The sequence below is a fragment of the Burkholderia sp. MSMB1078WGS genome, assembly GCF_001528895.1.
Lineage (GTDB): Bacteria > Pseudomonadota > Gammaproteobacteria > Burkholderiales > Burkholderiaceae > Burkholderia.
In genome coordinates this window covers 33,813-56,032 of record NZ_LPDI01000024.1, presented here as the reverse complement: position 1 = coordinate 56,032, position 22,220 = coordinate 33,813, and the positions used below count along the sequence as shown (strand labels likewise).

At 66.6% G+C, this 22,220-nt stretch carries 21 protein-coding genes; 10 read left to right on the top strand and 11 right to left on the bottom strand.

What is annotated here, in order from left to right:
• Nucleotides 1-18: 18 nt before the first annotated feature.
• The gene (locus tag WT24_RS04120) at nt 19-864 is read right to left on the bottom strand and encodes a M15 family metallopeptidase (RefSeq protein ID WP_060031435.1); all 846 of its coding nucleotides are present in this window, start codon (nt 862-864) and stop codon (nt 19-21) included.
• A 121-nt stretch (nt 865-985) separates the two neighbouring features.
• Here WT24_RS04120 and WT24_RS04115 point away from each other — a divergent pair, with 121 nt between their 5' ends.
• On the top strand, nt 986-1,954 hold the full coding sequence (locus WT24_RS04115; RefSeq protein WP_060031432.1) for a hypothetical protein: 969 nt from the start codon (nt 986-988) through the stop codon (nt 1,952-1,954).
• A 213-nt stretch (nt 1,955-2,167) separates the two neighbouring features.
• Nucleotides 2,168-3,196 (top strand): transporter, encoded by a 1,029-nt coding sequence (locus tag WT24_RS04110; protein ID WP_059499779.1) that lies wholly within the window; start codon nt 2,168-2,170, stop codon nt 3,194-3,196.
• Nucleotides 3,197-3,404: 208 nt separating this feature from the next.
• Here the strand turns inward: WT24_RS04110 and WT24_RS04105 are convergent, their stop codons facing one another.
• Nucleotides 3,405-5,573 carry a M1 family metallopeptidase gene (locus WT24_RS04105; protein ID WP_060031429.1) on the bottom strand — a complete coding sequence of 723 codons (2,169 nt, stop codon included), beginning with the start codon at nt 5,571-5,573 and terminating at the stop codon, nt 3,405-3,407.
• Between the two features lie 644 nt (nt 5,574-6,217).
• On the opposite strand from WT24_RS04105, the gene WT24_RS04100 reads away from it, so the two are divergent.
• From WT24_RS04100 to WT24_RS04085, 4 genes are all read left to right on the top strand, one after another.
• Complete coding sequence (locus tag WT24_RS04100) at nt 6,218-6,712, top strand: LEA type 2 family protein (protein ID WP_059499700.1); 495 nt, start codon at nt 6,218-6,220, stop codon at nt 6,710-6,712.
• 154 nt (nt 6,713-6,866) lie between these two features.
• Nucleotides 6,867-7,199 (top strand): YegP family protein, encoded by a 333-nt coding sequence (locus WT24_RS04095; protein ID WP_034209811.1) that lies wholly within the window; start codon nt 6,867-6,869, stop codon nt 7,197-7,199.
• Between the two features lie 135 nt (nt 7,200-7,334).
• Nucleotides 7,335-8,468, top strand: coding sequence for a class I SAM-dependent methyltransferase (locus tag WT24_RS04090; RefSeq protein ID WP_059499698.1), 1,134 nt, complete (start codon nt 7,335-7,337; stop codon nt 8,466-8,468).
• An 89-nt stretch (nt 8,469-8,557) separates the two neighbouring features.
• Nucleotides 8,558-9,448, top strand: a complete 891-nt coding sequence (locus WT24_RS04085; RefSeq protein WP_059499697.1) for an SAM-dependent methyltransferase — start codon at nt 8,558-8,560, stop codon at nt 9,446-9,448.
• A 51-nt stretch (nt 9,449-9,499) separates the two neighbouring features.
• Here WT24_RS04085 and WT24_RS04080 read toward each other — a convergent pair whose 3' ends face one another.
• A complete protein-coding gene (locus WT24_RS04080) occupies nt 9,500-10,072 on the bottom strand; it encodes a DUF1415 domain-containing protein (protein WP_034209813.1) in 573 nt (190 codons plus the stop codon).
• Between the two features lie 76 nt (nt 10,073-10,148).
• On the bottom strand, nt 10,149-10,769 hold the full coding sequence (locus WT24_RS04075) for a TetR/AcrR family transcriptional regulator (protein WP_059499696.1): 621 nt from the start codon (nt 10,767-10,769) through the stop codon (nt 10,149-10,151).
• Between the two features lie 217 nt (nt 10,770-10,986).
• Between WT24_RS04075 and WT24_RS04070 the strand changes: the two genes are divergently transcribed.
• From WT24_RS04070 to WT24_RS04060, 3 genes are all read left to right on the top strand, one after another.
• Nucleotides 10,987-12,270 carry an MFS transporter gene (locus WT24_RS04070; protein WP_059499778.1) on the top strand — a complete coding sequence of 428 codons (1,284 nt, stop codon included), beginning with the start codon at nt 10,987-10,989 and terminating at the stop codon, nt 12,268-12,270.
• A 156-nt stretch (nt 12,271-12,426) separates the two neighbouring features.
• Nucleotides 12,427-13,032, top strand: coding sequence for a nitroreductase family protein (locus WT24_RS04065; protein WP_060031426.1), 606 nt, complete (start codon nt 12,427-12,429; stop codon nt 13,030-13,032).
• A gap of 184 nt (nt 13,033-13,216) precedes the next feature.
• Entirely contained in the window at nt 13,217-14,467 is a 1,251-nt protein-coding gene (locus WT24_RS04060; protein ID WP_059795212.1) for an Hsp70 family protein, read from the top strand.
• A 98-nt stretch (nt 14,468-14,565) separates the two neighbouring features.
• Here the strand turns inward: WT24_RS04060 and WT24_RS04055 are convergent, their stop codons facing one another.
• The gene (locus tag WT24_RS04055) at nt 14,566-14,769 is read right to left on the bottom strand and encodes a cold-shock protein (RefSeq protein ID WP_006477070.1); all 204 of its coding nucleotides are present in this window, start codon (nt 14,767-14,769) and stop codon (nt 14,566-14,568) included.
• 419 nt (nt 14,770-15,188) lie between these two features.
• Here WT24_RS04055 and WT24_RS04050 point away from each other — a divergent pair, with 419 nt between their 5' ends.
• The gene (locus tag WT24_RS04050) at nt 15,189-16,787 is read left to right on the top strand and encodes an APC family permease (RefSeq protein WP_059499694.1); all 1,599 of its coding nucleotides are present in this window, start codon (nt 15,189-15,191) and stop codon (nt 16,785-16,787) included.
• 108 nt (nt 16,788-16,895) lie between these two features.
• Here WT24_RS04050 and WT24_RS04045 read toward each other — a convergent pair whose 3' ends face one another.
• The 6 genes from WT24_RS04045 to hemA all read right to left on the bottom strand — a co-directional run bounded on the left by WT24_RS04045 (nt 16,896) and on the right by hemA (nt 22,206).
• On the bottom strand, nt 16,896-17,687 hold the full coding sequence (locus WT24_RS04045; protein WP_060031424.1) for a class III extradiol ring-cleavage dioxygenase: 792 nt from the start codon (nt 17,685-17,687) through the stop codon (nt 16,896-16,898).
• Between the two features lie 200 nt (nt 17,688-17,887).
• Nucleotides 17,888-18,484, bottom strand: coding sequence for a UbiX family flavin prenyltransferase (locus WT24_RS04040; RefSeq protein ID WP_059499692.1), 597 nt, complete (start codon nt 18,482-18,484; stop codon nt 17,888-17,890).
• Between the two features lie 22 nt (nt 18,485-18,506).
• Nucleotides 18,507-18,818, bottom strand: coding sequence for a Grx4 family monothiol glutaredoxin (gene grxD / locus WT24_RS04035; protein ID WP_006477066.1), 312 nt, complete (start codon nt 18,816-18,818; stop codon nt 18,507-18,509).
• Between the two features lie 67 nt (nt 18,819-18,885).
• A complete protein-coding gene (gene prmC / locus WT24_RS04030) occupies nt 18,886-19,728 on the bottom strand; it encodes a peptide chain release factor N(5)-glutamine methyltransferase (RefSeq protein ID WP_034209819.1) in 843 nt (280 codons plus the stop codon).
• A gap of 7 nt (nt 19,729-19,735) precedes the next feature.
• Complete coding sequence (prfA, locus tag WT24_RS04025; protein WP_059499691.1) at nt 19,736-20,818, bottom strand: peptide chain release factor 1; 1,083 nt, start codon at nt 20,816-20,818, stop codon at nt 19,736-19,738.
• Between the two features lie 89 nt (nt 20,819-20,907).
• Complete coding sequence (gene hemA, locus WT24_RS04020) at nt 20,908-22,206, bottom strand: glutamyl-tRNA reductase (protein WP_034209821.1); 1,299 nt, start codon at nt 22,204-22,206, stop codon at nt 20,908-20,910.
• Nucleotides 22,207-22,220 lie beyond the last annotated feature (14 nt).

The following is a 22,220-nucleotide window of genomic DNA, read 5'->3' as shown; positions in this document are numbered from 1 at the left end:
CTTGTCCGGCAGCCCTGGCTAGCTGCCGCGTCCCAGTTTAAAACCGGGTTTATGGTATTCCACGTGCCCGAGATCCATCATTTTCCATCGGCCGCCCCAGGTCAGGCCGACTTGTTCGGCGACCTGGCCGTACAACTGATAGCCGCGCATCGCCCACGGATCTTTCTCGGAAATGACCAGCTTGCCGTCGCGCAGGAATGCATTATCGGCCGCCAGCCCGAATTGGTGATAACTCTGGAAGGCTGCCGCGTTGGTCACGTTGCTGCCCATCTGCGCCAGCCGGTTCTGCCGTTCCGGGCTCCGGTAACCTTCCAGCAACGCCATTTCATAACCGTGCTGTTCGTGCATGATCTTGTAGACCAGCAGCAAACGCGTACGGAAATCCGGGTCCAGCAGGTTCCAGTCGCGGCTCGCATCCTTCAGCGCCGGGCGGACCTGTTCGACCTCCTTGGTGGCGAAGACTTCCGGCGGCAGCGGCGGGGGCGGCACGAGTTGTTCGCCCTGCAGCAGCGCGGCGATTTTCTCGTCGGGCACGCGCGCCGTGTCGTCGTACTGGAATAATTGCCGGCCGCGTAACGCAATGGCGACCAATGGCGGCGTCGCAAGAATACCTGCCGATACCATAATCATCAAGCGCCGCCGAGCCAGTAAATTTTGCACATCGCTTAATGCGCCGCGCGTCGCGCTTGCCGATTTAACAATCTGACTCCGCGTGCGTGCGGCGCGATCGTTCGCACGACGCGTAAGGCGGCCGTGAAACTGGGCGACGGATTCGAAAACGGTCGCGCGGATACCCGGTAAAAGCAACAGTGCCGCGACGGCGACGGCAAGGGCGAAATAGGCGACGAGTGCGACGGCAATCAACGAAATCCCCGGAAATTGGAATTGATTGTGTTTTGCAATGCTTGCTCTTAGAATCAGGCTGCTTCGAGAAGCCGGGCTATATTATCGCGGTGAATTAAACCAGGATTCAATGAGACGCTGAATGAGTGCGCCGGAAAATTCAAATTCGAAAACTCCGCCCAGCCTGCTGTCCGATACCAAACCGGCAGGCGAGGGAGGACCTCGGCAGTCGCGCATTCTCGCGGATCTGGAAGGGCGTGTCACGCCGCCCGCCGAGCCGCCGCGCCGTTCGCTGAAGGCGCCGATCGCCGCCGTGGTGGCGTTGGTCGTGGCCGTCGGCGGCTGGGGCGCGTGGCGCATGCAGCAGTCGTCGGGCGAGCGGCCCGCGGTCGTCGCGGCCGCGCCGGCACCCGCGGCGGCTGCACCGGACAAGGCCGCACCGGCCAGCGGCGCCGCCGCGCAGGTCGCGCAGAACGGCGCATCCGCCGCGTCGGCCGTGCAACCGGCCACGATCGTCAACGACGATTCGGCGTCCCAGGCCGTTGCATCTGCTTCGACTGCGTCCGCGGACAACGGCCGTCTGTCGCGCGCGCTTGCCAACGGCGCCGACGACGCATCGGGCGCGGCCACGGCCGGCGCGGCCGCAACGGCGGCCGCCGCGGCGGCGACGGCCAGGGCCGCGAAGGCCGACGCGTCGAAGGGCACGAAGGTCGCCGCGCACGGCAAGACCGACACGAAAGCCGAAGCGAAGGCCGAAGCCCGCAAGCATCGGAAGGAACAGCAGGCCGAGCTCGCGCAGGCGAAGAAGCGCCGCGACGCGACGCCGACCCGAACCGCGAAGGCGGCCGGGAAGGACGATCCGGATGCCGATCTGCTCGCGGCGCTCGTCGCGCGCACGAAGCCGGCCGACAAGAAACTCGCCGCGCAGAAGGCGCAGGCGGTGCCGACCAAGGCGGCAGCGGCGACCGGCGGCTCGCTGGCGTCGCGCGTGAAGGAGTGCTCGGAGCGCGGTTTCTTCGAGGATCAGCTGTGCCGCTGGCGCGTATGCGACGGCCACTGGGGCAAGGATCCGGCGTGCCCGAGCGCCGCGCAGTCGGAGACGCGGCAGTAACGCGTGCCGCGCACGCCGCGAGGTCTTTCCTGTCAGCGCCGCCCAATGGGCGGCGCGTTATTTTTTGGGGCACGGAGCGACCGCCGGTATGATGCCGCGTGACGGTGTCACGAACGCGTCACGCCCGTCGGGCATACGTTTTCTTTCTTTTCCCGGCGCGGGCCCGCGACCCGCGATGTGCGGCGCGGCGCGCGCCGCACGACCTTCGACACGATGGACCTGATCGTACAGACTTACGGCGCCGATACGTCCGGCATGGTGTGCGGATTCCGCTTCGTTCCGGGCGGCGCCGGCACGATGCTCGATGCCGACGCGGCCGCCGCGTGGTTGCGCACGTGCCGCGAGCACGGCGCGGCCGCATCGGGCGATTTCGTCTGGCTGCATTTCAATCTCGCGCATGGCGCGAGCGAGCGCTGGATGCGCACGCATCTCGGGTTGCCCGACAGCTTCTTCGAATTCCTGCACGAAGGCTCGCGCTCGACGCGCATCGAGCAGGAGGACGGCGCGTTGCGCGCGATCGTCAACGACGTGATGTTCAATCTCGAGCTCACGCCGTCGGAGATCGCGACGCTGTTCGTCCACGTCGAACGGCGCATCATGGTGACCGCGCGGCTCAAGCCGCTGCGCTCGGTCGACACGCTGCGCGCGAGCGTGCGCGACGGCGAGCGGTTCCGGTCGCCCGCGGAACTGCTCGTGCACCTGCTGCGCGACCAGGCCGACCTGCTGATCCAGATCATGCGGCGCACGAGCGTCGATGTCGACCGCATCGAGGATCGTTTCCTGTCGCAGCGGCTCACGTCGAACCGCATCGAGCTCGGTGCGATGCGCCGCACGCTGACGCGCCTGCAGCGCATGCTCGCGCCGGAGCCGGGGTCGATCTTCCGGCTGCTCGCGAAGCCGCCCGCGTGGCTGCACACGGAGGACGTGCAGGAGCTGCGCGAGTCGACCGAGGAATTCTCGCTGGTGCTCGCCGACCTGGCGGGACTCAACGAGCGCATCAAGCTGCTGCAGGAAGAGATCGGTTCGCGCCTCGACGAACAGAACAACCGGACGCTGTTCACGTTGACGCTCGTCACCGTGATCGCGCTGCCGATCAACATCGTCGCCGGCTTCTTCGGGATGAACGTCGGCGGCGTGCCGTTCGCGGAGAACAAGCACGGCTTCTGGCTGATGGTGCTGCTCGTCGCGGGCTTCACCGCGCTGGCCGCGTGGTGGGCGTTCCGGCGCCGCGACGATCGCTAGCGCGGCATCGCGCGCTGCATCGCCGCAGCCGCGCGTTTCGCCCCGTGGTTCCCGCAGCCTGCGTGGGAAACGCCGCGTGGGCGAGACGGCGGGCCGAGGCGCCGCCGCATGAAAAAAGGGCCTCGCATGCGAGGCCCGTCAACAGGTCGGAGAAACCGGTACGCCGGCCGGCACCGCGGGTGGCGCGGCGCCGGCCGGAGCCGCACCGTTACTGCGTCACTACCTTGCGCGGCTTGAAGATGCCCTGGTATTGCCGTGCCGGGCGCTCCTTCGTCACTGGTTCGATGCCGCCGAAGGTCGGCGTCTGGCGCAGCTTCATCGCGGCCGGCGAAGCGACCGAGCCGATCGACGTCGAGCGCGAGGCCGGCGCGAGGTTGTTCGCGACGAGCAGCGCCGCTTCGCTCTTCAGGTTCGCCAGCAGCACCGGATCGGTCGAGCTGTTGACCTGCGTGAGCAGCCCGCTCCAGGCCGCGTCGCTGTAGTTCACGACGTAGTAGTCGAGCCCGCTCGGGTCGGCGACCACGCCCGTGCAGCCGTCGATCCGCGTCTGTGCCTGCGTATCCTTCAGCGCGAGCGTCGTGCGTTTCGCGAGCCCCTGGCCGTACGCGAGCGTGATCGGCACCGTCCACTGCAGGCCCGGATACGCGTTCTTGTTCGGGAACGGCTGCTGTTTCAGCGTGATGACCGTCTGGTTCTTCGTCAGGTCGCACTGCGTGTCGAGCGAGATCAGCGGCACGCCGGTCTGACGCACGTAGCTGTCGCCGATCGGGCCGACCGCCTGGCCGCTTTCCTTCGACAGCGCATCCCACAGACGCTTCGGCGTCCCGTTGCCGAACGAGTAGTCGACCAGGTACTGCTGCAGCCCCTTGCGCAAGGTCTGCTCGCCGAGATAGTTCTCGAGCGTCTTCAGCACGTGGCCGCCCTTGTCGTACGTGAACGCGCTGGCGCTCAGCACGAAGTCGTTCGACGCCCAGTCGTTGAAGTTCGGCGCGACCGGGAACGCGTTCGGGCCGATGTCACGATTGATCACGCGATACTTGTTCTTCACCTGGTCGAGCCAGCTGAACTCGTTGGGGAAGAACTGGATCGTGGTCTTCGTCTCGAAGAACGTCGCAAACGATTCGTTGAGCCACACGTTGTCCCACCAGTCGGTCGTCACGAGATCGCCGAACCACTGGTGCGCCACTTCGTGCGTCAGCACTTCGTTGCCGTAGTGCGACATCGGCTGGCCCGGCTGCGGCAGGATGTCGTCGGCGAACTCGAGGATCGAACCCCAGTTCTCCATCCCGCCGAAGTTCAGGTCCTTCTGCTCCTTGAACGCGTCGTTCGCGGCCACCGTGTCGAACTTCGTGAGCGGCAGCGGGATGCCCGTGTAGCGGTAGTAGAAGTCGAGCGCCTGCTTGGTGCGGTCCATCGCCGGCTTCGCCCACTCGCTCATGCCCGGCGGCGTGAACACGCGCAGGTGCAGGCCGCCCTTGCCGCCCGGCAGCGGGCTCGTGAAATCGTCCTCGTAGGTGTCGAACATGCCGCCGCCGAAGAACAGCAGATACGACGGCATCGGCGGGGTCTTCTCGAACTGCACGAGCTTGTAGCCGCCACCGACGTTGGTCGACGGCTTCTCGGCCGCGTTCGACACGACGCGCCAGCTTTGCGGCACTTCGGCCGTCACTTCATAGGTCGGGCGGAACGCCGGCTCGTCCCAGCCGGGGAACCATTGGCGCGACAGGTTGGTTTCGCCCTGCGTGAGGATCGCGCCGCTCGTCTTGCCGTCGGTGCCCTTCAGGTCGACGCGGAACACGCCTTCCGCGGCCGAGCAGCCCGGATACGGATCGTCGCCGCAGCTGCCGCCCGTGTGGTTGACCGGATCGTCGTACGACTTGAAGTTGATGATGCCCGACCACTCCATGTGCAGCGAATAGTTGCCCGGCGAGATCGTGCCGGCGACGGGGCGCAACTGATAGAAGTCGCCCTTGTCCTGCGGCGTCGCGATCAGCTGGATGTTGCCCGGCTGCAGCGTGATGCGGCCGTTGGTGAACTTGATCCGGTGGCCGGCGACCACGATGTTGTTGACCGGTTTCAGCACCTTGATCTCGACGTCGGCGCGGCCGTCGAACGCGTTCAGCGCGTCGTTCGGGCGGAACCACAGCCGGTAGTTCACGGGCACGACGGTGTCCGGCAGTTCGACGGGAGAGACGCTCTTGTCGACATTGGATGCGCTCGGCGGCGCGGTGACGGCGGGCGACGAGCTCGTGTGCGGCGCGCCGGCGGAGCTGAGCGCGGAAGCGGAGCCTGCACCGCCGTCGTCGCCGCCGCACCCGGCGAGCGCGAGTGCGGCGACGAGCGGCAGATAACGCATCTTGCGAATATGGATCGACATGACTGAATCCTCGATTGTTGAAAGAATCGTTCAGTGCTGCGAAAACGCCGGCAAAAGCAATCCCCTCGCCGTTTAATCAACAGCGAAAAAATGCCAATGACGGATTATTCGAAAAAGACGGCGGCCGACTACGTGAAGGTAATCATGGTTTACTGCCCCCTCTGAATTTCCGGATATCGGTTAACTGGCCGGTTCAAAATGGCCGGGCGCGTGTTGTACTGAATTGATTTCGCGCGCACGACACGGGGCCGCACGCCCGGCGCGGGCGCGCAATCCCTTTGAACCGACGACCTACGGGGCTGGCCGGGCCAGTCCGCAGGACGGAGGGACAGCGTGTAGCCGTCCCGTAAATGCGCCGTCATGCGGCTTCAAGGTTTGTCGGCTTGCTCCAAGGATGCGTAAATATACTTGATGGTTTTGGGTAAAGGAAACGAAAAAATTAGAAAGCGCATCTATTGAATTCCTGGCGCTTCATTGAATGCTGAAAGGCATTAATGCGCTCTCCGTTCGACTGGAAATTTCGTAGTTTTAATCTATTAACGATCTTGCGGCGTCACGGAAACTACGAAATCCGGTGAAGGGCGGCACGATCGGTACAATGCAGCGACGACCCCGTTCATCGATTGCCGCGAGGAGGCTGTCCCATGCCGCGAGCCCTGTTCCGTATCGCGCCGTTGCGCGCCGTGCTGTTGCTGTTCGCCGCCGTGTTCCTGCTGGGTGGTTGCGCGGCGCTCACGCGTGAGCCTGTGCGCGTGTCGGTCGCCGGGCTCGACCCCTTGGTCGGGCAGGGCCTCGAGATGCGCTTCAGCCTGAAGTTGCGCGTGCAGAATCCGAACGATGCGCCTATCGACTACGACGGCATCTCGGTCGCGCTCGACCTGAACGGCACGCCGTTCGCAAGCGGCGTCAGCGACCGGGCGGGCACCGTGCCGCGGTTCGGCGAAGCCGTGCTCGACGTGCCGGTTTCGGTGTCGGCTTTCGCGGCCGCGCGGCAGGCGTGGAACCTGCCCGGCGCGGCCGCGAACGGCGAGCTACCGTATGCGCTGCGCGGCCGGCTCGCGGGCAGCGTGCTGGGCACCGTGCACTTCAGCGACGTGGGCACGCTGCGGCTGCCGGCCATGCCGGGGTGGGGCGGCTAGGTCGTCCGGTTGATGTGCAACGTCGGTCAAATGTGTCTGAAAATTCACCATTTAACAATATTTAACGCTTATCTCCGTGGGGTGTCGATTTTCGTCGGCGTGGGCTCTACACTTGACGATGTCCGAGGGTCGGACATTCTTTTAGGGGAAATCCATGGCGGCAAAATTCGAGCTCAAGAAAGCCACGAACGGTCAGTACTACTTCCATCTGAAGTCGGCGAACGGCGAGATCATCCTCGCGAGCGAGCGGTACGAGGAGAAAAGCGGCGCGAGGAACGGGATCGCGTCCGTACGGGAAAACGCGCCGCTCGACGCGCGCTACGAACGGAAGCTCGCCCACAACGGTGAGCCCATGTTCAATCTGAAGGCGGCCAATCACCAGGTCATCGGCACGAGCGAGACGTACAGCAGCGAGCAGGCACGCGAGAACGGCATCGCGGCCGTCAAGCGCGACGCGCCCGTTGCGGAAACCTTCGATCTCGCCTGATTGACGGTTGCGCCGCGACGAACGTTTTCGGGCGGCCGTCGCGGCGCCTGTTTTGCCGGGTCGGGCAAAGCGCGGTATGGTGTGGTCCGCGCGGTGAATTCTCGCCGCCGTTGAAGCCAACCGTACCGAGTTCGCGTGACCGATTCCCCCGTTTTCCACTGGACCGACGCCGACGGCGTCGATCATGCCGTGCGCTGGCGCTCCGAAGCCGGCGTGCAACCGCCGAAGCGCGCGGTGTCTGCCGACGACCGCCTCACCGCCGACGCGGCCTACCGCCTCGCCTGCGAGGGCACCGCGCTCGTCTGGCAGGGCGACTTCCAGAATGCGCGCCAGCTCGTGCAGGCGATGGCGCGCCGTGTCGAACGCAAGCCGAAGAAGGCGAAAGCCGCGGCCGGCGTCGATGCGTTCAATCTGCATCGTCTCGCGCAATCGCAGCGCGCCCGCACGCTCGGCATGCTGCTGATCCCGCTCGACGCCGATTACACGATCCCGCTGCGCCGCGCGCCCGACGTGCGGGCGGCCTGCGAGGAGGCGTACGGCCCCGGCGGCGCGCCGTCGGTCGTGTCGCTGCGCGAACTGCTCGGCCTCGTCGGCGCGCACGAATGGCGCAAGAAGGGCGTGCCGATCCCGGCGCTCGGCGGCGCGCCGATCCATCCGCACTACGGCGTGTTCTCGCCGGTGCGCGGCGAATACGTGGCGCTCGTCGCGCGCGCGCCGCTGCCGGCGACGTCGCTCGCATTCGATATCGGCACGGGCACCGGCGTGCTGGCGGCGGTGCTCGCTTCGCGCGGCGTCGAGCGCATCGTCGCGACCGACCAGGATCCGCGCGCGCTGGCTTGTGCGCGCGAGAACGTCGCGCGGCTCGGGCACGCGGCCCGGGTCGATATCGTCGAAGCCGACCTGTTTCCGCCCGGCCGCGCGCCGCTCGTGGTCTGCAACCCGCCGTGGGTGCCGGCCCGGCCGAGCGCGCCGATCGAATACGCGGTCTACGACCCGGACAGCCGCATGCTGCGCGGTTTCCTCGCAGGGCTGGCCGCGCATCTGGAGCCGGGCGGCGAGGGCTGGCTGATCCTGTCCGATTTCGCCGAGCATCTCGGCCTGCGGCCGCGCGACACCTTGCTGCAGTGGATCGACGAAGCCGGCCTCGTTGTGCTCGGCCGTGACGACATTCGCCCCGCGCATCCGAAGTCGATGGACGCCGACGATCCGCTGCATGCGGCGCGTCGGGCCGAGGTCACGTCGTTGTGGCGGCTCGGCGTCCGGGCCTGAGCGCGTATTTTCGGTAAACTACCGCCATTCCTCACGAATTCCCGCCGCCGGGCCGTGGTCGACAGACCGTGGCCCGGCGCCGCTTCACGATGTCGAACAAGACCCACGAAATCCGTCCGGAGCAGTCCGTCGAGCTGCTGAAGGAGTTGCACATCCTCACCCGCGACGGGAAGCTGAACCAGGACAGCCGCCGCAAGCTGAAGCAGGTCTACCACCTGTTTCAGTTCATCGAGCCGCTGCTCGCCGGCGTGCAGGCCGACAAAGGCAACGTGACGCTCGTCGATCACGGCGCCGGCAAGTCGTATCTCGGCTTCATCCTGTACGACCTGTTCTTCAAGCAGCAGCCGGGGCACGGCACGCCGGCGTTTGCGTCGCACGTGTACGGCATCGAGACGCGCGAGGAACTCGTCGCGCGCTCGACCGAACTCGCCGCGCGGCTCGGGTTCGGCGGCATGTCGTTCCTGAACCTGTCGGTCGCCGATTCGATCACGTCGCCGCGACTGCCCGAAACGGTCGATGTCGTCACCGCGCTGCACGCTTGCGACACGGCGACCGACGACGCGATCCGCTTCGCGCTCGCGAAGCGCGCGCAGCACATCGTGCTGGTGCCGTGCTGCCAAGCGGAAGTCGCGGGCGTGCTGCGCAAGAACAAGGGCAAGTCGCTCGCGAATGCGCTGACCGAGGTATGGCGGCATCCGCTGCATACGCGCGAATTCGGCAGCCAGATCACCAACGTGCTGCGCTGCCTGCAGCTCGAAGCGCACGGCTACCAAGTCAGCGTGACCGAGCTGGTCGGCTGGGAGCATTCGATGAAGAACGAGCTGATCATCGCGCAGTACAAGAACCTGCCGCGCCGCAAGCCCGGCGAGCGGCTGACCGAGATCCTCGCGATGTTCGGGCTCGCCGAACTCAACCAGCGCTTCTTCGTCGCGCAAGCCGCCGCGGCGGGCGGCGGCGCCGTCGAGCCGGCCGAAGGCTGACGTGCGGCCGCGCGGGCATCGCGCCCGCGCCACCCCACGTTGCACGCCGCGTCACACGTCGTCGCCCGGCCGGCGCATCCATTCGCGCCAGCCTTCGTGGCCGAGGCGGCGTAGCGTTTCCTGATTCTTTTCGTAGATCGCGGACGCGTCCGGGAACGCGTCGACCGCGCGCGCGATGCTGTCCTCGCGCAGCAGGTGCAGGATCGGATAGGGCGCGCGGTTCGTGTAGTTCTCGATGTCGTCGGGTTCGGCGCCTTCGAACTGGTATTGCGGATGGAAGCTCGCGATCTGCAGCACACCGTCGAGCCGCAATTGCCGCACGAGCCGCTCGGCGAAGAACAGCGCATCGTTGTAGTCGACGAAATCGGCGAACGCGTGCGGGTAGATCACGAGCGTCGTATCGACCTGCCGCGGGTCCGCCGCTTCCAGCGCGCGCAGCTCGGTTTCGAGTTCGGCGAGCGCGTCTTCCAGCGTCGTCGCTTCGCTGATCGCGTAGCGCACCTGTTCCTTCACGTAGACGCTTTTCGCGAACGGGCACAGGTTGAGCCCGATCACCGCGCGCGCGAGCCAGTGCCGCGTGGCGGCGAGGATGTCGTCGTGCGAATCGGGGCGGGTGTCGGTCATCGTGATGCCAGTCGGGCGAAAGGGCGAAGAGAGCGGCATTGTAGCGGGCGCGCCGGGGACGAGCGCGCGCCGGCCGTCACGCGCAGGCGGCTTCGATCAACTGCGTGACGAGCGCGGGCGCAATGCCGATCGGCGTTTCGCCGTGCCGGTAGGTCTGGCTCGCCGCGTAGATGCCTTCGACCACCAGCGCGAGCGCATCGGCCAGCGCCTTCGGCTGTCGCGCGCCGGCGCCTTCGCAAAGCGCGACGAGCCGTTGCATCAGTTGCGCCTTGTTCTGCGCGACGCGTTCGCGCGCCGGGTGCGACGCATCCGGGAATTCGGCGGCGACGTTGACGAACGGGCAGCCGCGATAGTCCTTTTGCGTCGCCCGCTCGGCGAGATCGACGAAGTACTGGATCAACTGCGCCTTCGGCTGCCCCGGATGCTTCGCGGCGCTCGTGTCGAGCCGCTCGAAGAAGCACGCGTCCATCCGCTCCAGATACGCGAGAATCAGCTCGTCCTTCGACGAAAACTGGCGGTACAGGCTCATCTTGTTGACGCCCGCGCGCTCCACCACCGCCTCGACGCCGACCGTTCGCACGCCTTCCTTGTAAAACAGCTCCTCGGCGGCTCGCAGCAGGTGCTCCTGCGCGGTCGCGCCGTCGATCGGCCGGCGCGTGCGCCGCGCCAGCGGCTTGGCGACCTCGATGTCCGACATGATGACCCTCGACTTCGTGATGAATTGCTTGACATGTTACCGACTGGTAACTACGATCGCAACACACTTGTGACCGACCGGTAACAATGCCGGCCGGATCGACGGGAAAAATGCCAAGCATCGGCCCGGGTCAGCCGATGCAGTGTGCGGCGGAGGTGGCCTGGTTGGGGCGGAGCCGGTGCGACGACACCGGAGCCGCCAACTGGAGAACATGAAGATGAACTGGGCAGTGACACGAATCGGCGGGCGCTTCCATTACGGATGGCTCGCGGCGGCGGTGGTATTCCTGATCCTGCTGGCGGCGGCCGGCACGCGCGCGACGCCGAGCGTGCTGATGGTGCCGCTCGAGCGCGAGCTCGGCTGGAGCCGCGCGGCGATTTCGCTGGCGATTTCGGTGAACATCGCGCTGTACGGCCTGACGGGCCCGTTCGCGGCCGCCGCGATGCAGCGCTTCGGGCTGCGCCCGACGATCCTCACCGCGCTCGTGACGATGAGTGCGGGCGTCGCGCTGTCGTCGATGATGACGCAGAGCTGGCAGATGGTGCTGATCTGGGGGCTGATGGTCGGCTGCTCGACGGGCGTCGTCGCGCTGACGCTGTCCGCGACCTTCGTCACGCGCTGGTTCCATGCGCGGCGCGGCCTCGTGATGGGGATCCTGACCGCAAGCACGGCCACCGGCCAGCTCGTGTTCCTGCCGATGCTCGCGGCGATCGCGCAGCGCCACGGCTGGCGGCCGGTCGTGCTGGTCGTCGCGGTGGCGGCCGCGATCGTGATTCCGCTCGTCGCGTTCCTGCTGCCCGAGCGGCCGGCCGACGTGCAGTTGCGCCCGTACGGCGAGCCGGCCGATGCGCCGCCCGCGCCCGACGCGACGAAGGAGAACCCGCTCGCGGTCGCGTTCCGCACGCTGCTGACGGCGAGCCGCTCGCGCGACTTCTGGCTGCTGTTCTTCAGCTTCTTCATCTGCGGCGCGAGCACCAACGGCTATGTCGGCACGCACCTGATCGCGATGTGCAGCGACTACGGGATGACCGAAGTGCAGGGCGCGTCGCTGCTCGCGGCGATGGGCGTGTTCGACCTGTTCGGCACGACGCTGTCGGGGTGGCTGTCCGACCGTTACGACAACCGCGTGCTGCTCTTCTGGTACTACGGGCTGCGCGGGCTGTCGCTGATCTACCTGCCGCATGCGTTCGGGATCGATTTCTTCGGGCTGCCGCTGTTCGCGATGTTCTACGGGCTCGACTGGATCGCGACCGTGCCGCCCACCGTGCGGCTCGCGACCGACGTGTTCGGTAAGGCCGCGGCGCCGGTCGTGTTCGGCTGGATCGTCGCCGGCCACCAGCTCGGCGCGGCGTTCGCGGCGCTCGGCGCGGGGCTGCTGCGCGCGAGCCTCGGCACTTATACGATCGCGTCGATGATCTCGGGCGGGTTGTGCATCGTCGGCGCGCTGATCGTGCTGCGGATCAACCGCGGCCCGTCGCGCGCGGCCGCGCAGGCAGCCTGATCGCGGCGGCCCGGCCGGCCGCACCCGCTGCGGCCGGCCATTGCACGTACGGAGATTTGCATAGCGCGGCAGCATCGGGCGCGCTGTCGCTCAAGCAGGTATGCTTGCGGTTCGCCGGGCGTTCGCGCCCCTTCATCGATGTCAGCGAGGAACCGCATGTCCGTCAAACCTGCTCCCACCACTGTTTCGATTCACGATCTGATCGCGGGCCGCTGGAGCCCGCGCGCGTATTCGGATGAACCCGTCAGCGCCGGCGATCTCCACGCGGTGCTCGAAGCGGCGCGCTGGGCGCCGTCCGCGTACAACGCGCAACCGTGGCGTTTCATCGTATTCGATCGCACCCAGGACGAAGACGCGTTCAAGCGCGCGTTTGCGACGCTGGTGCCGTTCAACCAGGGCTGGAATGCGCCGGCGCCGGTGCTGATCGCGGTCACCGCGCACACGTTGACGCCGAAGGGCGAGCCGGCGCCGACCGCGCTGTACGACGCCGGCGCCGCCGCGATGTCGCTGGTGCTGCAGGCGCACGCGCTCGGCCTCGCCGCGCACCAGATGAGCGGGTTCGACGCGAAGGCGTTCCGCGACGCGTTCGCGATTCCGGCGGACGTCGCGATCGCGTCGATCATCTCGCTCGGCCACTACGGCAACGTCGACAAGCTCGATCCCGTGCTGCGCGATCGCGAGAAGGCGCCGCGCACGCGCCATGCGATCGGCGAAGTCGTCTACGCGGGCGCGTGGAAGAAGAGCTTCGACACGGCAGCCTGACCCCGCAGGCGGGCGGGCTGCGTCGCGCATCCTGCCCGCGCATGTTCCCGGCGCGCCACGCCGCGCGCCGCGGCCGGCGCCCGTTGCGCGACACCGGTGGCCGACCCCGGTTGTGATCCTGCGGGCTTCATGTTAAAAAGCCCGTCCTTTCCGTTTTCGCGCCGGCCTGCTGCGGCAATTTCCCATGACTTACTGCGCGATCGATTTCGGCACGTCCAATTCCGCCGTGGCGCTGCCCGACGGCGATGGCATGCGCCTCGCGCCCGTCGAAGGCGACCACCTGACGCTGCCCACCGCGATCTTCTTCAACAACGACGAAGAGACGGTCGAGTACGGCCGGGCGGCGCTGGCCTCCTATATCGACGGTTTCGACGGCCGGCTGATGCGCTCGATGAAGAGCATCCTCGGCTCGCCGCTCGCGGAAACGACGACCGATCTCGGCGACGGCAGTGCGATCGCGTACACCGAAATCATCGCGCGCTTCCTGATGCACCTGAAGCGCAAGGCCGAAGCGCGCGCGGGCGCGCCGATCGGCCGCGCGGTGCTCGGCCGGCCGGTGTTCTTCGTCGACGACGATCCGCGCGCCGATCGCCTCGCCCAGGCTCAGCTCGAGGCGGCCGCGCAATCGGTCGGCTTCACGGACGTGCACTTCCAGTACGAACCGATCGCCGCCGCGTTCGACTACGAATCGCGCCAGCCGACGGAGCGTCTGGTGCTCGTCGCCGACATCGGCGGCGGCACGTCCGACTTCTCGCTGGTGCGCGTCGGCCCGCAGCGGATGGCGCGGCTCGAGCGCAAGGACGACGTGCTCGCGCACCACGGCGTGCACGTCGCCGGCACCGACTACGACCGGCGTGTCGAGCTGGCGGCGATCCTGCCTGCATTCGGCTACCGTTCGCTCGACCCGGAAGGGCGCGAACTGCCGAACAAGATCTACTTCGATCTCGCGACCTGGCACCTGATCAACACCGTCTACACGCCGAAGCGGATCGGCGAGCTGAAGCTGATGAAGCACCTGTATCAGGATGTGCGGCAGTACGACCGGCTCACGAGCGTGGTCGAGCAGCGGCTCGGGCATGCGCTGATGGCGCGCGCGGAAGAAGCGAAGATCGGCGTCGCGGCGGGCGGGGAGACGATGATCGACCTGAACGACGTGGAAGAAGATCTGCTGATCGCGTTCGACGCGGATCGCCTCGTCGACGCGAGCCGGGACGATACCGCGCGCATCGTCGACGCCGCGCGCGAGACGGTGCGGCTTGCGGGCGTTGCGCCGCGCGATGTCGGTGCGCTGTATTTCACCGGCGGTTCGACGGGGCTCGCGTTCCTGTCGGGCGCGCTCGCCGGCGCGTTCCCGGATGCGCAGCCGGTGTTCGGCGATCGCCTCGCGAGTGTCGCGACGGGTCTCGGTATTCACGCGCAGCGACTGTTCGGCTGAATGGCGGGCGGTTACCGGTCGCCATTCAGGATGACCGGCGCCCAAAAGCAAAAAGCCCCGCCGAAGCGGGGCTTTTTTACACGAATGATCGCGCCAGCTTAGACCGGACGGATGTTCGCAGCTTGCAGACCCTTCGGGCCCGTCTTCACTTCGAATTCAACCTTCTGGTTTTCTTGCAGCGTCTTGAAGCCTTCGACGCGGATTTCCGAGAAGTGCGCGAACAGATCGTCGCCGCCGCCTTCCGGGGTGATGAAGCCGAAGCCCTTTGCGTCATTGAACCACTTGACGGTACCGGTTGCCATGTTACTTGTTCCTAAAAAAATAAAACGGGGCCGAAGCCCATGGTGTGCGGAAAATCAAGGAAGGGGTAATAGGACCAACCGGAGTACCGTTGATGGGCGAACTACGAAAGAACCAATTCACTCGCCACTTGAAATCCTGCGAAGTCCTTTATACGGCTAATCGGTCTGACGGTCAACCGTATTCCCATGCTCTCAGGGTTATTGCGGAGATCAGGTTTACAAAGCTTGCAAGCGATGCGAATTTTTTGTAGGGGCCGATCGATTTTGGCGCCACGTTCGAGGTGCAACCGTTAAACTACGCGCCGCGTGGACGGGTTGCCCCGATCGGGTGACCCTCCCCCCAAGAATGCGTGCGCGGTGCGGTCCGAGCCGATCCCGGACCGCCGGCCGACCATGCTTTTTGAGACACAGGAGAGGATGTGAAGAGTTCTATTCAACGGAACATCGGCCCGTTTGCATTGATGCTGACGGGGCTGGGTTCGATTATCGGCTCGGGCTGGCTGTTCGGTGCCTGGAAGGCCGCGAAGATTGCCGGTCCGGCGGCGATCTGCGCATGGATCATCGGCGCTGTCGTGATTCTCGCGATTGCGCTGACGTATGCGGAACTGGGCGCGATGTTCCCCGAGTCGGGCGGCATGGTGCGCTACGCGCGATACTCGCACGGTTCGCTGGTGGGCTTCATCAGCGCATGGGCCAACTGGATCGCGATCGTATCCGTGATCCCGATCGAGGCCGAAGCGTCGATCCAGTACATGAGCACGTGGCCGTATCCGTGGGCGCATGCACTGTTCGTGAACGGTGAATTGCAGACGCTCGGCCTGCTGCTGTCGGCCGTGCTGGTCGTCGTCTACTTCATGCTGAACTACTGGGGCGTCAAGGCCTTCGCGCGGGCGAACACCGCGATCACGATCTTCAAGTTCCTGATCCCCGGCCTGACGATCCTCGGCCTGATGCTGACGAGCTTCCACTCGGAGAACCTCGGCACCGCGTCGAGTACGAGCTTCGCGCCGTACGGCTGGTCGGCCGTGCTGACCGCGGTCGCGACGAGCGGCATCGTGTTTGCGTTCAACGGCTTCCAGAGCCCGGTGAACCTGGCCGGCGAAGCGCGCAACCCGGCGCGCAGCGTGCCGTTCGCGGTGATCACGTCGATCCTGCTCGCGCTCGTGATCTACGTGCTGCTGCAAATGGCGTATATCGGTTCGGTGGACCCGGCCGACGTCGCGAAGGGTTGGGCGCACTTCAACTTCTCGTCGCCGTTCGCGGAACTCGCGATCGCGCTGAACCTGAACTGGCTCGCGGTCCTGCTGTATGTCGACGCGTTCATCAGCCCGAGCGGCACCGGTACGACCTACATGGCGACGACCACCCGCATGATCTACGCGATGGAGCGCAACAACACGATGCCGAAGATGTTCGGCAACGTGCACCCGATCTACGGCGTGCCGCGCCAGGCGATGTGGTTCAACCTGCTCGTGTCGTTCGTGTTCCTGTTCTTCTTCCGCGGCTGGAGTTCGCTCGCAGCGGTGATCTCGGTCGCGACGGTGATCTCGTACCTGACCGGTCCGATCAGCCTGATGGCGCTGCGCCGTTCGGCGACCGACATCGAGCGTCCGCTGTCGATTCCGCTGATGAAGCTGATCGCGCCGTTCGCGTTCGTGTGCGCATCGCTGATCCTGTACTGGGCAAAGTGGCCGCTGACGGGCGAAATCATCCTGCTGATGATCGTTGCGCTGCCGGTGTATTTCTACTTCCAGGCGAAGTCGGGCTGGACCGGCTGGGGCGCCGACCTGAAGGCCGCATGGTGGCTGGTCGCGTATCTGCCGACGATGGCCGTGCTGTCGCTGATCGGCAGCAAGGAATTCGGCGGTTACGGCATGCTGCCGTACGGCTGGGACATGCTGGTCGTCGCGGCAATCTCGCTGGTGTTCTACTTCTGGGGCGTGAATACCGGTTACCGGACCCAGTATCTCGACGAGCGCGAGTCGCACGACGAGATCCTCGAAGGGGTCGGTGTCTGACGGCTGACCTGTCGCCGGATTCGGCGGCGGCAGGATGCAGGGATAAAAGAAGCCCGCCCGAGCGATGCCCGGGCGGGCTTTTTGCTGGCCCGGCGGTTGCGCCGCGGCTCAGGCGCCGGCGCTCGCGAACACGTAGTTCGTCATCGCGAGCACGCGCTGGTAGGTGCCGAGCGACTGGATGCCGAGCCGGTAGTCGTCGTCCGCCGCGCCGAGCGCCGCGAAGACCGGCAGCAGGTGCTCGTCGGTCGGATGCATCAGCGCCGCGTGCGGCGCCTGCCGACGGTAGTCGAGCAGCGCGTCGACGTCGCGCGCGGCAAGTCTCGCCTCGAACCAGTCCGTGAATTCCGCGACGCGCGGGTCCGCATCCTCGGGCGCCGCGCCGAAATCGGCGGCGCGCAGGTTGTGCGTGATCTGGCCCGAGCCGATCACCATCACGCCGTCGTCGCGCAGCGGCCGCAGCGCGCGGCCGAGCGCGAAGTGATGCGCGGCGTCCGCGCGCGGCTGGATCGACAGTTGCGCGACCGGCACGTCGGCTTCCGGAAACATCAGCAGCATCGGCACCCACGCGCCGTGATCGAGGCCGTGTTCGGTCGTCGCGGTTGCGATGCCGGCCGCGTTCAGCAGCGCGGCCGCGCGCTCGGCGACGTCGGGCGCGCCCGGCGCCGGATAGCGGATGTCGTACAGCGCCTGCGGGAAACCGTAGAAGTCGTGAATCGTGTCCGGATGCGCGGCGACGCTCGCGACCGGCTGTTGCGTGCCCCAGTGGGCGGACAGCATCAGCACCGCGCGCGGGCGCGGCAGTTCGGCGCCGAGGTGCGTGAACGCGCCGGACGGCAGCGCCGGGTCGATCGGCAGCGTCGGGGCGCCGTGGGACAGGTACAGCGAAGGCAAGCGGTTCATGGTGGTGGCCTGCAAAAGGGTTTGCCTGTGACTATAGGCGCGCACCGTGCATTGATAAATCGGCGAACGGGAATTTGATTGACGCGTGCCCGTTGATAATCGTGGTGACGGCGGTCAGCCGAATGCCGATTCGCATCCGAAGGCGGGAAATCGGCGGAATTGCCGCTCAGATCGGGGAGATGCGCTCAAAAGCGGCGTGGTTACTGCGCGTGCCGAATGCCGGCCCACGGCGTCGTGAGCGGCGCGCTGAGCGCGAAGAGGTCGAGGACGCGCGTGACGGTCTGGTCGACGAGTTCCTCGATCGTCTTCGGCATCGCGTAAAACGCCGGCAGCGGCGGAAAGACGATGCCGCCCATTTCGGTGACGGCGGTCATGTTGCGCAGATGCGCGAGGTTGAACGGCGTTTCGCGCACCATCAGCACGAGACGGCGGCGTTCCTTCAGGGTAACGTCGGCCGCGCGCGTGATCAGGTTGTCGGACAGCCCGTGCGCGACGCTCGCGAGCGTCTTCATCGAGCAGGGTGCGATCACCATGCCGTCGGTCGCGAACGAACCCGACGCGATCGTCGCGCCGACGTCGCGCACCGAATGCACGACGTCCGCACGGCTTTCGACATCGGCTTTCGGCAGCTTCAGTTCATGCTGGATGTTGAGCCAGCCGGCGTTCGAAATCAGCAGGTGCGTTTCGACGCCGCCGGCGGCGCGCAGCAGGTCGAGCAGCCGCACACCGTAAATCGCGCCGGTGGCGCCGGTGATCGCGACGATCAGCCGGCGTGGCGGCACGCTGGGAGATGCCATCGAAAGGGGGCGGGTGCCGCGTTTAAGCGGCGGCGAACAGTTGCTGCAGTTCGCCCGACTGGTACATCTCCATCATGATGTCCGAGCCGCCGATGAATTCGCCCTTCACGTAGAGCTGCGGGATGGTCGGCCAGTTCGAGAATGCCTTGATGCCCTGGCGGATTTCGTCGTCCTCGAGCACGTTGACCGTCTTGAACTGGTCGACGCCGCAGGCCTTCAGCACCTGCACGGCGCGGCCCGAGAAGCCGCACATCGGGAATTGCGCGTTGCCCTTCATGAAGAGCACGACCTGATTTTCGTCGACGATTTGCTTGATACGTTGTTGGGTGTCCATGACTGACCTTGCGTTTGCGGGGCGTTAGATCGAAATGATAGCGGATTTCAACCGGGCGGGACGGGCGTCAGCCCGGCAGGCGGCCACCGGTCGTGCGTTCGATGGCGGCGAGATCGGCGCGCGATTCGACCGCGACGAAGCCGTGCGACGCCAGTATCGCGCGGACGGCTTCGGCCTGGTCGTAGCCGTGCTCGATCCAGAGCGTGCCGCCCGGTTTCAGATAGGCGCCGGCGCCCGCGACGATCGTGCGGATCGCGCTGAGGCCGTCGGCATCGTCGGTGAGCGCGCCGCGCGGCTCGAAACGCAGGTCGCCTTGTCCGAGGTGCGGATCGTGCTGCGCGATGTACGGCGGGTTGCTGACGATCGTATCGAACGCGAGCGCGGGATCGAGCGCCGCGTACCAGTCGCTCTGCAGCCAGTGCAGCGGGCCGCCGGGGCGCGGCGTGCCGAGCAGCTTGTCGGCATTGCGTTGCGCGACGGCGAGCGCGTCGGGCGAACGGTCGAGCGCCCACACGCGCGCATCGGGACGCTCGGCCGCGATCGACACGGCGATCGCGCCGCTGCCGGTGCCGAGATCGAGCACGGCTGCGTGCGGCAGCCCGTCGATCGCATCGAGCGCGGCTTCGACGAGCAGCTCGGTTTCGGGGCGCGGGATCAGCACGTCGGGCGTCACCTCGAACGGGCGGCCGAAGAACTCGCGCATCCCCACCAATTGCGCGACGGGCTCGCCGGCGATGCGCCGCGCTTCGAGCGCGCGGTAGCGTTCGACCGCGGCGGCGTCGAGCGGCGCGTCGCCGCGCGTGATCAGTTGCGTGCGGGTCCAGCCAAGCGCGTGCGCGAGCAGCACGCGTGCATCGACCGGGTCGAGCGGCGAGGCGCGCAGCAGCGCGTCGGCGGTGGTGTCGGACATCGCGGCCTCAGTCGGCTTCGCCGAGCGACGCGAGCAGCTCGGCCTGGTGCTCGGTGACGAGCGCGCCGATCAGTTCGTCGAGATCGCCGTCCATGATCGCCTCGAGCCGGTACAGCGTCAGGTTGATCCGGTGGTCGGTCATCCGGCCCTGCGGGAAGTTGTACGTGCGGATCCGCTCCGAACGGTCGCCGGAGCCGATCAGGCTCTTGCGCGTCGCCGCTTCCTTCGCATGCTGCTCGTGATACTGCTTGTCCTTGATGCGCGCGGCGAGCACCTTCAGCGCGCGATCCTTGTTCTTGTGCTGCGAGCGGTCGTCCTGGCATTCGACGACGATACCTGTCGGCAGGTGCGTGACGCGCACCGCCGAATCGGTCTTGTTGATGTGCTGGCCGCCCGCGCCGGACGCGCGGAACGTGTCGATGCGCAGGTCGGCCGGATTGATCTCGACCTCGCCGATCTCGTCGGCTTCCGGCATCACGGCGACCGTGCACGCGGACGTATGGATGCGCCCCTGCGTCTCGGTGGCCGGCACGCGTTGCACGCGATGGCCGCCCGATTCGAACTTCAGGCGCGAATACGCGCCCTGGCCCGCGATCCGCACGATCACTTCCTTGTAGCCGCCGAGGTCCGACGCGCTTTCCGACATCATTTCGACCTGCCAGCGCTGGCGTTCCGCGAAGCGCAGGTACATGCGCAGCAGGTCGCCCGCGAACAGCGCCGATTCGTCGCCGCCCGTGCCGGCACGGATTTCGAGGAAGATGTTGCGGTCGTCGTTCGGGTCCTTCGGCAGCAGCATCTTCTGCAGCTCGGTCTCGAGGCGCGCCATGTCCTCGCGCGCGCTGCGGATTTCGTCTTCCGCGAAATCGCGCATCGACGGATCGGCGAGCAGTTCCTGCGCGGCCGTCTCGTCGCTGCGCGACTGGCGCCATAACGCGTATTGCTCGACGACCGGGCCGAGTTCGGCATGTTCGCGTGTCAGCTTGCGGTACTGGTCGAGGTCGGCCGTGACGTTTTCGCGGCTCAGCAGGTCGTTCAGTTCGGCCAGCCGTGTGGAAAGCTGGTCGAGCTTGCGTTGCATGCTCGTCTTCATGGTGTGGAGCGGCGCTCCCGGGCAAGGGGTATTCGGAAAGGATAGACCGGCGGCAGAACGACGACCGGCCGGCGGCAGGGCGAGCGGCGCTAGTGGCCGGACGGGTCGTTCGAGCGTGGCGCGTGCTGGTAGAAGCCGCGCATCAGGTCGATCAGCGAATCGCGATCGGCGCCGTTGACGCGGTTGAGCGCGCTCGTCGGGCCGTGGATCAGCTTGTTGGTCAGCGCCTGCGAAAGCGCTTCGAGCACGGCCGCCGGATCGTCGCCGCGCGCGAGCAGCTTCTGCGCCTTCTCGACTTCGGCCCGGCGCAGCGCGTCGGCCTGCGTATGCATGTGACGGATCACCGGCACGACGCTGCGCGTGTCGAGCCATTGCATGAAATTCTGCACGCGCGTCTCGATGATCGCTTCGGCCTGGGCGACCGCGGCCTGGCGCGATGCATTGCCTTCGCGCACGATCGCGCCGAGATCGTCGACGGTGTAGAGGAACACGTCCTTCAGCTTGCCGACTTCGGGCTCGATGTCGCGCGGCACCGCGAGGTCGACCATGAAGATCGGACGGTGACGGCGCGCCTTCACCGCGCGCTCGACCGCGCCGAGGCCGATGATCGGCAGCGTCGATGCGGTGCACGACACGATGATGTCGAATTCGTGCATGCGGGTGGGCAGATCGGCCAGCGGCATCGCGCGGCCGTTGAAGCGTTCGGCGAGCCGCTGGCCGCGTTCGGCCGTACGGTTCGCGACGACGAGTTCGCGCGGGCCTTGCGCGGCGAAGTGCGTCGCGCACAGCTCGATCATTTCGCCGGCGCCGATGAACAACACACGCTGATCCGACACCTTTTCGAAGATCCGCTGCGCGAGGCGAACCGCGGCGGCGGCCATCGACACCGACTGCGTGCCGATTTCGGTCGTGCCGCGCACTTCCTTCGCGACCGCGAACGTGCGCTGGAACAACTGGTTCAGATAGGTGCCGAGCGCGCCGGCTTCCGTCGCGGTGCGAACGGCATCCTTCATCTGGCCCAGAATCTGGGTTTCACCGAGCACCATCGAATCGAGGCCGGAGGCGACGCGGAACGCGTGCCGGACCGCTTCCGACTGCGGCAGCGCATAGACGTGCGGCGCGAGCTCGTCGACCGGGATCCGGTGATACTCCGACAACCAGCGGATCGCGCCTTCGCGGGCCGCGCGATCGTCGGTCGCGCAATACAGTTCGGTGCGGTTGCAGGTGGAGAGGATCGCCGCTTCGGGCGTATTGGGCGCCTGCGGGCCGAGAAACACGTTCTTGAACGTAACGAGAGCCGGTTTGATTTGCTCGAGCGGAAACGCCACGCGTTCGCGCAGGGCGACAGGCGCAGTGTGGTGATTGATTCCGATCGTGAGGAGTTGCATATCGAGGGCTATCG